This is a genomic window from Thioalkalivibrio denitrificans (genome assembly GCF_002000365.1).
Classification (GTDB): Bacteria; Pseudomonadota; Gammaproteobacteria; order Ectothiorhodospirales; family Ectothiorhodospiraceae; genus Thioalkalivibrio_A; species Thioalkalivibrio_A denitrificans.
This window is the reverse complement of the sequence record NZ_MVBK01000099.1, coordinates 62322-70389: the sequence shown is the minus strand read 5'-3', so window position 1 is coordinate 70389 and position 8068 is coordinate 62322. Positions and strand designations below refer to the sequence as shown.

The window sequence follows — 8068 nt, the reverse complement described above, 5'->3', positions numbered from 1 at the left end:
CGCAGGTGCGTGCGGCCGGCGCCGCCGCCCAGCGGGATGCGCAGCATCTGGTTGAAGTCGCAGTCGTAGAGATAGCCTTGCCAGTCGACGCTGACCAGGGTTCGACACATGACCGAGGCGAGGTTCTCGTCGCGGTGCGAGTCCTTCAGCAGCGCCATGTATTCGTCGAGTTTTCCTTCCTTGCGGAGCTGCTTCGCGAAGCGATGGATGGGCATGTTGGCGATGGTGTAGAGGCTGTTGAACACCACCCCGTACTCGGCCTCCAGGTGGCGCTTGTAATCCGCCTCCAGTGGCCCCTGGGGCGGTGGCAGGCTGGGCCCCTGGGGGTTGTATACCAGGTCGAGGGTCAGACCCGTGTCCGGTTTGCCGTATCCCAGGGCGTTGAGCTGGTGCAGCCCGCGGATGCTCTCGCGGAACACGCCGTCGCCGCGCTGGGCGTCCACGTTCTGTTCCAGGTAACAGGGCAGTGAGGCTACCACGTCCACACGCTGCTCCGCCAGGAAGGCAGCCAGGTCCTCGTGGCCGGGCTGTTCCAGGATGGTGAGATTGCAGCGATCCATGACCCGGACACCGAGCTTGCGCGCCTCGGTCACCAGGTATCGGAAATGGGGGTTCAGTTCCGGTGCGCCGCCGGTGAGGTCCAGCGTGTCCGCGCGCCTGGCGCGCAGATAGTCGAGCACCAGATCCACGGTCTTGCGCGCCATTACCTCGCGCCGGTTGGGGCCTGCATTGACGTGGCAGTGGAAGCAGGTCTGATTGCACTTGTAGCCCAGGTTTACCTGCAGCGTCTCCAGCCGCGAGCGTTGAATGGCGGGAAACACCGTGTTGTCCAGGGGAATCAGGGGTTGCGTGGAGGACATGAGTTAGTGGGCTCCTTAGTGGTCCTGGGTGGGGCTACGGTATCAGCCGTTGTATCCAGCGTACCAGCCCGCGGGTTCGTGCACTGAACAACCTTGGTCCGTACAGAGTGTTGACCGCACGGCGATGGATTTGTGCCAGCGTCGGGTAGGCGTGGATGGTGGAGGAGATCCGGCTGATCGGGATCCGGGCCTTCATGGCGAGCACCAGCTCGTGGATGAGTTCGCCCGCATGGGGGCCGAGCAGCGTGGCGCCCAGCAGGCGCCCCTTGCGCACCACCAGCCGCGCCTCGCCGGTGGTTTCGCCCTCCGTGAGCGCACGGTCCACCTGGCCGAAGGGAAAGCGCAGGACCTGCACGTCGATACCCTGTTCCCGTGCCTCTGTCTCGCTCAGTCCGACGCGTGCCAGCTCCGGATCGCAGTAGGTCACTCGCGGCACCACCCGGTAATCGGCACGGCGCGGCAGGCGGAACACCGCGTTGCTGATGACGATGCCCGCCTGGTACTCGGCCATGTGGGTGAACGGCCAGGGACCGCAGCAATCACCGCAGGCGAAGATGTGCCTGGCGCTGGTGCGCAACCGGTTGTCCACGGTGATGCCCGTGCGGGTGTGCTCGACGCCTGCGGCGTCCAGGTTCAGGGCCTCCAGGTCGGGACGCCGGCCCGCCGCCACCAACAGGGTGTCCGCCTCGGCGGTCATGGTGTTCTCGCCGTCCCTGACATGCAGGGATACCGCGCTTGCGTCCCGCGAAACCCGCGTCACCTCGACCCCGGTCATGATGCGAATCCCTTCGTGCGCCAGGTGTCCCTGCAGCATCTGCGCAATCTCCGCATCCTCGGCGGGCAGCAGGCGCGGCGCCATCTCCAGCAGGGTGACCTCGCTGCCGAGCCGCGCAAATGCCTGGGCCAGTTCCAGCCCGATCGGCCCCGCACCGAGCACCGCCAGCCGCCGCGGCAATTCGCGCAGGGACCAGATCGTGTCGCTGGTGAGGTAGCCGGCCTCCTCGAGGCCGGGAACCGGCGGCACGGACGGCCGCGAACCCGTGGCGATGACGAAGCGTCGCCCTCGGATGCGCCGGTCATTCACCATGAGCTCGCGGGGACCGATGAAACGCGCCTCGCCGAAAACGACGTCCACCCCGTACCCGCGGAAACGCTCCGGGTCGTCATGGGCCTGGATGGTGTCGACGACGGACCGGACGCGGTCCATGACCGCAGCGAAGTTCACCTCAGGCCCGACTGCCGGCAGCCCGAACTCCGCGGCGCGGCGCATGAGCGAGGCCACCTTCGCCGTGTGGATCAGCGTCTTGCTGGGCACACAACCCGTGTGCAGACAGTCCCCGCCCAGTTCGGGTCCGCGTTCGATGAGCGTGGTGCGAATACCAAGCTGCCCCGCGACGCTTGCCACCACCAGCCCGCCGGGTCCGCCGCCGATGATCACCAGTTCCGGATCACAAGACCTTTGGTATTTCATGGTCATGAATACGCCAATTCCCTGCATCCGGATTCAGGCAGCGGACCGGGCAACAGAGTCGGTCCCTTGAATCTTGAATCTTGAATCTTGAATTTTGAGTATTGAATCCCGACGGTCCCCCGTCATCGCCAACTCAACTTGAGTCCGTGCTCCTCGAGTACGTGCAGCGCCGAGGCCACGCACTGGTCCACGAAACGGATGCGTTCCGGGTTGCCGCGCGCCAGCCGTGCCCAGTGCCTGCCGTCGGACAGGCCGGCCAGTTCGTAAACCCGGGGGGGCGGGAAGTAAAAGGCGTTGACGAACTGGCGGAAGACGGTGTTCATCACCGGTCGGTAGATGGCGCGACGCAACGGCGAAAGCCGCGCCACGGCGCTGCCCAGGGTCTCCCTGGCATGGGCGATGTGGCGCGCCTCGTCGATCACATGCACCGTGATCATGTCGTGTACGGCGGGGCAGATCTCGTCGCGATGTTTGCGGATCAGCCGGTTCATGCGGTCCGGGACTTCCTCGCCGATGAGCACGGCAATCCAGAAGGCTGAAGAGTCATAGGGCGCGAAGCGGCCGAGCAGGTTGGCCAGGTTGAAGCGCCGGAAACGTGTGCGTGGCATCGGCAGCCGCGAACGGCGCATCAGTTCAAGGAACATCAGGCTGTGGCCCGCCTCCTCGCGCAGCTCATGGAGCCGATACGTGGCGCAGGGAAGGTCCATGTCCAGACGGCCCATGGACCGGCTGATGCGCTCCATGAACAGGCTCTCGAGCCACAGGGCGCCCTCAATGAAATTGATGAACTCGTATTGCGACAGTGCCTGGCGACGATCCAGGGGCAGCTCGCGGTACTCCTCCCGACCGTAGAGCGACAGGGCGCGCTCGGGAAGCCAGAAGCTCTCCAGGGTGAGGGCGTCCCAGTTGACCCGGGCCAGGGGGTCCAGGTAAGGCGTGCTGTTGCGGCTCAGTTGTTCCAGCAGTTCGGGAGATGGCTGAGTCATCGTCGGCCCGGGACTTGAAGGGTGGGCGGCCTGCCCCAACAATCGACAGGCATTCAGGGCATTTCAGCAACTGCTTAATTAGCGTTTGAATGATAGCGGCTCGTCACCCTAGGAGCCTGTCGGACTNNAGTCCGGCAGGCTCCTAGGATACAATGAAAGGGTGAGCGCGCAACCGCCGCATCGGGGCAGACATGAGCCGAAAGAAAAACATCTACAGAATCACGTTCATCAATCAGGGCAAGGTCTACGAGGTGTTCGCCCAGAAGGTCTACCAGGGCGAACTCTACGGTTTCGTGGTCATCGAGCAGCTGATCTTCGGAGAGCGCAGCAGCGTGGTCGTGGACCCGGGCGAGGAACGGCTCAAGGGCGAATTTCAGTCCGTGCGGCGCAGCTTCGTGCCCATGCACGCGATCATCCGCATCGACGAGGTGGAGAAGGAGGGCCCGGCCCGAATCCACGAGCTCGGAGACAAGGTCACCCCGTTTCCCCCGGTCTATCCTCCCGCCGGCGGCCCCGGGGGTCGCTGAGCCCCGCAGGGCCGGCATTGACCGCATTTACAGTAGCGCGCTTCTGGGGTAACCTTCCGCCCCTTGTCCGCGCGCCACGGCGCATCGGGCAGCCGCCTGGACACGGCGGATCTTCCATTGGAGAGGTGGCCGAGCGGTCGAAGGCGCACGCCTGGAAAGTGTGTATACGGTAACCCCGTATCGAGGGTTCGAATCCCTCCCTCTCCGCCAATAACACCAAAAGGCCCTAAGAAATTGTAATACTTAGGGTTTTTCGAAGGAGGACGCCGGGTAATGGTGTTACATCCCGGCGTTTTTCTTTTCTGGAGGCACACCCGCAGCATCAATCCATTCAGGAGATGCTGCGATGCCTTATCTGCTCCCCCACCACGGGTCATTTTGGTTCCAGATCCGCGTACCAAAGCACTTGGTGCCTCGGTATGGCGCTCTGATCCGCCAGAACCTCCAAACGAACGACCGCCGGGCCGCCCAGGCTCTCGCGTATAAGCTTGCTAGTCATTGGCTTACCCAGTTCGCCCTTGATACGCCACGGGTCGGTTCGATCCCATCGGCTGAGGCGATCCAGATACCCATGTCGGCGTACTTGGCGCAGGGCTGCGCCGTGGACGCATCACCGGCCGCTGGTGACCCCACTGGTTCATCTGGGTCCAGAAAGCCCCTGGGCGGAGACGGGCCCAAACCCGCGTCATTCGATGGGTTATTGGCCTATTGGCGGCAACTGCATCCTGAGTGTGCTGCTAGCACATATCGGGAGATGTCATCGGTTGTTGACCACTTCAAGAAAACGATTCGCAAGGCACCCGGTGATCTTGATCGCACTGACATCGCGGCGTATCGGGACAAACTCATTGCTGCGCGAAAGGCGCGGGCGACGGTTTCAAAGCGCATTGGGTTCATCAGTACGCTGCTGCAAACGGCCTACGATGCCGGTGAGCTACCCCAGAATGTCGCACGAGGCCTGAAGATACCCAAACCGAAGGTCGAGACAGTTAGCCGGCGCGCATTCACTCAGACCGAGCTATCCAAGATCTTCACGTCTCCCGTCTACTCCCAGCGGCGGCGGGATCTCGGTGGCGGAGGGGAGGCTTGCGCATGGGTGCCCCTTATCGCGCTTGCGACAGGAGCACGACTCGAGGAGATCTGTCAGCTCAGGTCAGACGATCTTGTCATAGATCCCACCCATGGGGCACTCATGCGGATCTCTGATGACGCTGAGGGACAACGACTCAAGACGACCGGCTCGCGTCGAACGATTCCACTCCACCCCGAACTCATCCGCTGCGGCCTGCTCGACTACCACGAAACGCTCACAGAGGTGGGGCACGAGTGGTTGTTCCCGGCTCTGGAACCAGATCATGACGGTCGCAGAGGTGGAAACCTCAGCAAATGGTTCGCACGTTACCTGCGAAGCCATCGTGGCTGCGCCATAGCGGATCGCCGCGTCGTTTTCCATAGCTTTCGCCATACCTTCAAGACCCTTTGCCGCGAAGCGGGATTGAGCGAAGAGGTGCATGACGCGCTAACCGGTCATGTCTCTTCCTCGGTGGGGCGCGGGTATGGCCACGTTCCTATCTCTGTTCTCGTAGATGCTGTGTCACGCATTAATTTCTCGATCGCGTTGCCGCGTATCGCGTACGTAGCGGAGGACTAGTCATGCGAGTACCTGCTTCGGTATATCGGGAATGGACCATGGACCAATGGTGCGATCACGTGCGTGAACTCGGGGTCAACTCTTTGACCGAGTGGGCCGCCAGCTCCAGGAGTTCTTACAACCGAGCTGCTACGTTGGGGCTCCAGCGCCAAGTGGCTACCCGACTGGGCTGGAAACCCAAACTCGAAAACGGCGGCTTGAAAGCCATGACCGATGACGAATTCGTGCAGGGATTCCGCGAAAAAGGTGTCAAGAATCTGACGGATATGTGGAAGTCGGCACAACATTGGTGCGAACTGCTGCGCAGAGAAGGCCGACTCAAACGAGTCGCGGAGCGATTGGGTTGCGGCTATGTCCTTGAGTTCCATCCTTCAGATGATCTCGAGTACTACCTCAAACGCTGTCGCCGAGTTGGGGACTTCACTGCCTGGGCGCAGCTTGACCGAAATGCCGCAGATGCCGCACGGAGAAATGGATTGATGGAGGAGGTGCGCAAACATGCGCCAAAGCGACCACCTCAGGGTTATCCGACATCTGGAGGTTTTTGCAAGAGTCTGCCGGAACTTGCCGTCGCGAGGCTCCTCGAGGCTAACGAGATTGAGTTTGTCAGTGAGGTCCAATACCCATTCACTTTTCCACGCGGTCGCCGACATCGGAGCAAGTCCGACTTTTACCTCACGAAGTTCGGGGCGTTTGTCGAAGTCTGGTCAGCGCCTCTGGACGACACCAGTCCCCACTTCGAGATGTACCTAATAAGGCGGCGGCTCAAGACAGAGCTGTGCCGGAGACTCAATCTCCGACTCTTGCATATCGAGGGCAGCCTCCTTTTTCGTCCTGGCCCAGAGGCTTTCCTTGAGCATGTCGGAGCGGTCCTGAGCGATGTTGGCATTGTAGTGAACGTGAAGATCGACCCATGGCAGGCGCTCAACCCCCATTACGCGCATGAGGTGACAAGCAATCGCGACTGAACCAGACCAGAAATCGTCGGAATCAAGCAATGCGCCTGGGTCGTAGTGTTTATCGTGCAAAGAGGAGTCTGCGTGACCAAGAAATCGCTGTCGAATCCGAGGGTCTACATGCCCGCGGCGAAGTACTTGTCCGGCAGTGTTGCGGGTGCTTTGGAGTACCAGTCGACGATCATCGGGAAACAGCTTCCGAACCAACCCATTGATGCGTTTCCCCGCCGCGTCACCACGTTTTCCGTACTTGTTGGCACTTCCGTCGGGGAAAAGGTATTCGGAAGATCGGTGAGAATCGATCCAGGCGTCCATTTCGGGGAATATCCCGCGCAGGAGAGGCATGCGACGCGCCGATTCGTCATTCTTCAGTTCGGAGTCGCCCTGCCCGGTCTGAGCGTTGTCTGCAAACCGAATGATCCATCCGTACTCTACTGTCTCAACATCTTTCGCGGTGAGCTGATAGATCTCTTCCACTCGAGTTCCGAGCAACAAGAGCATGTATATAAGCACTCGATCAGCGATTCTGGTCTGTGGCGATTGATTCACGGCTTCGATAAGACGGCGAAGCTGGCTATCGGTAAATGGAAGTCGAGCAACACGCTTCCGTGGGGCCTTGACACGGCAGCGGTCAAAGAGCACGGAGATGCGATCGCTAGCGAGATATGGCCGAAGCAGAGTTTTCAGCATTTGCAGCTTCCCATTTATCGTGCCTGCCCCATTACCGTTCAAGGCCCACTTTCTTTTGAGAGCGATGAGGTCCGCTTGTTGAAGGCTCTCAACAGCGCGTCTGGTGATGACGGAACTCAGATCAGATGCAATAGCCGCATACTTTTGGAGCGTTTTCAGATTAATCGGGATTCCATCTGTCGAGCGGTGTTCTACCCAAGTGTCTGTGAGCTGCTCGACAGGCGTACCCCAAAGGTCTGCGAGGGGGAGTTGCAGGGTGGGGCGCGGGGCAAGTTCGTTGATGGACATCTCTTGCCTAAGAACCTTGATGCAGTCAGAAAAGAACTGCACTCGAGCGAAATGAAAATCCGCGGCCCAACGGTTCAGGTCTGTCGTAGAGCGACTCAGCCTAAAAGCATACTCGCGCTCCAGGCGACGCAGAGCAGCATGCACAACGCCGGAATCATACTGTCGCATCTGATCCTGCGCTTCTGTCATGTGAGCGTGGAAGCGTGTTGCCAATTCCTGCCAGGCGTGGTCCGAGGTTCCTCTGAGAGCCTCGATCTGCATGGTGACCATGCGGGCCTGTGTCGTCCTCCAGGTCGCAATCAATCTCTGTGCGATGTCGTCATTGAACTCAAAGTGCACTACGGACCAAGTCGCCGACTTGGTGCGATTCGATGCGTTCTGCGTATGGGCGATTTTGCAGAAAAGCTCCTTGAGCTCCGTAGACCACAGCGTCGCGCGTGCGACCGCGTCGTCGTAACTGACGTTCCCGATGTGTCGGCGAATTGTCGTCTTGCCATCGAACTCGGTGCGAACGTTGGGAGGAATTCGCATTTGAAAAACCCAACGCTCACGACGTTTTTCGTAAGTGAGGTACTTGGCCACAGTATGTGTCTCACGCTTCAAGACCCATTCCAGCAGCATTCATGGGCTCGAAACGGC

The 8068-nt window shown here is 60.6% G+C and carries 6 protein-coding genes and 1 tRNA gene; 3 read left to right on the top strand and 4 right to left on the bottom strand.

The genetic code is table 11. The annotated features are described in order from the left end of the window. The 3 genes from arsS to B1C78_RS14650 form a co-directional block, all read right to left on the bottom strand. The coding region (gene arsS / locus B1C78_RS14660; RefSeq protein ID WP_077279908.1) for an arsenosugar biosynthesis radical SAM (seleno)protein ArsS at window positions 1–860 on the bottom strand (860 nt) is incomplete at its 3' end. Window positions 861–894: 34 nt separating this feature from the next. Next, entirely contained in the window at window positions 895–2337 is a 1443-nt protein-coding gene (locus tag B1C78_RS14655) for a dihydrolipoyl dehydrogenase family protein (protein ID WP_077279917.1), read from the bottom strand. A 116-nt stretch (window positions 2338–2453) separates the two neighbouring features. Then, the gene (locus tag B1C78_RS14650) at window positions 2454–3317 is read right to left on the bottom strand and encodes a diiron oxygenase (protein WP_077279907.1); all 864 of its coding nucleotides are present in this window, start codon (window positions 3315–3317) and stop codon (window positions 2454–2456) included. Window positions 3318–3508: 191 nt separating this feature from the next. Between B1C78_RS14650 and B1C78_RS14645 the strand changes: the two genes are divergently transcribed. The 3 genes from B1C78_RS14645 (at window position 3509) to B1C78_RS14635 (ending at window position 5495) form a co-directional block, all read left to right on the top strand. Next, on the top strand, window positions 3509–3844 hold the full coding sequence (locus tag B1C78_RS14645; protein ID WP_077279906.1) for a DUF1820 family protein: 336 nt from the start codon (window positions 3509–3511) through the stop codon (window positions 3842–3844). A 119-nt stretch (window positions 3845–3963) separates the two neighbouring features. Beyond that, window positions 3964–4054: transfer RNA gene (locus B1C78_RS14640), tRNA-Ser, on the top strand. A 136-nt stretch (window positions 4055–4190) separates the two neighbouring features. Next, window positions 4191–5495 carry a site-specific integrase gene (locus tag B1C78_RS14635; RefSeq protein ID WP_077279905.1) on the top strand — a complete coding sequence of 435 codons (1305 nt, stop codon included), beginning with the start codon at window positions 4191–4193 and terminating at the stop codon, window positions 5493–5495. A gap of 749 nt (window positions 5496–6244) precedes the next feature. Here the strand turns inward: B1C78_RS14635 and B1C78_RS14625 are convergent. Beyond that, window positions 6245–8050, bottom strand: a complete 1806-nt coding sequence (locus B1C78_RS14625; protein WP_077279903.1) for a tyrosine-type recombinase/integrase — start codon at window positions 8048–8050, stop codon at window positions 6245–6247. Window positions 8051–8068 lie beyond the last annotated feature (18 nt).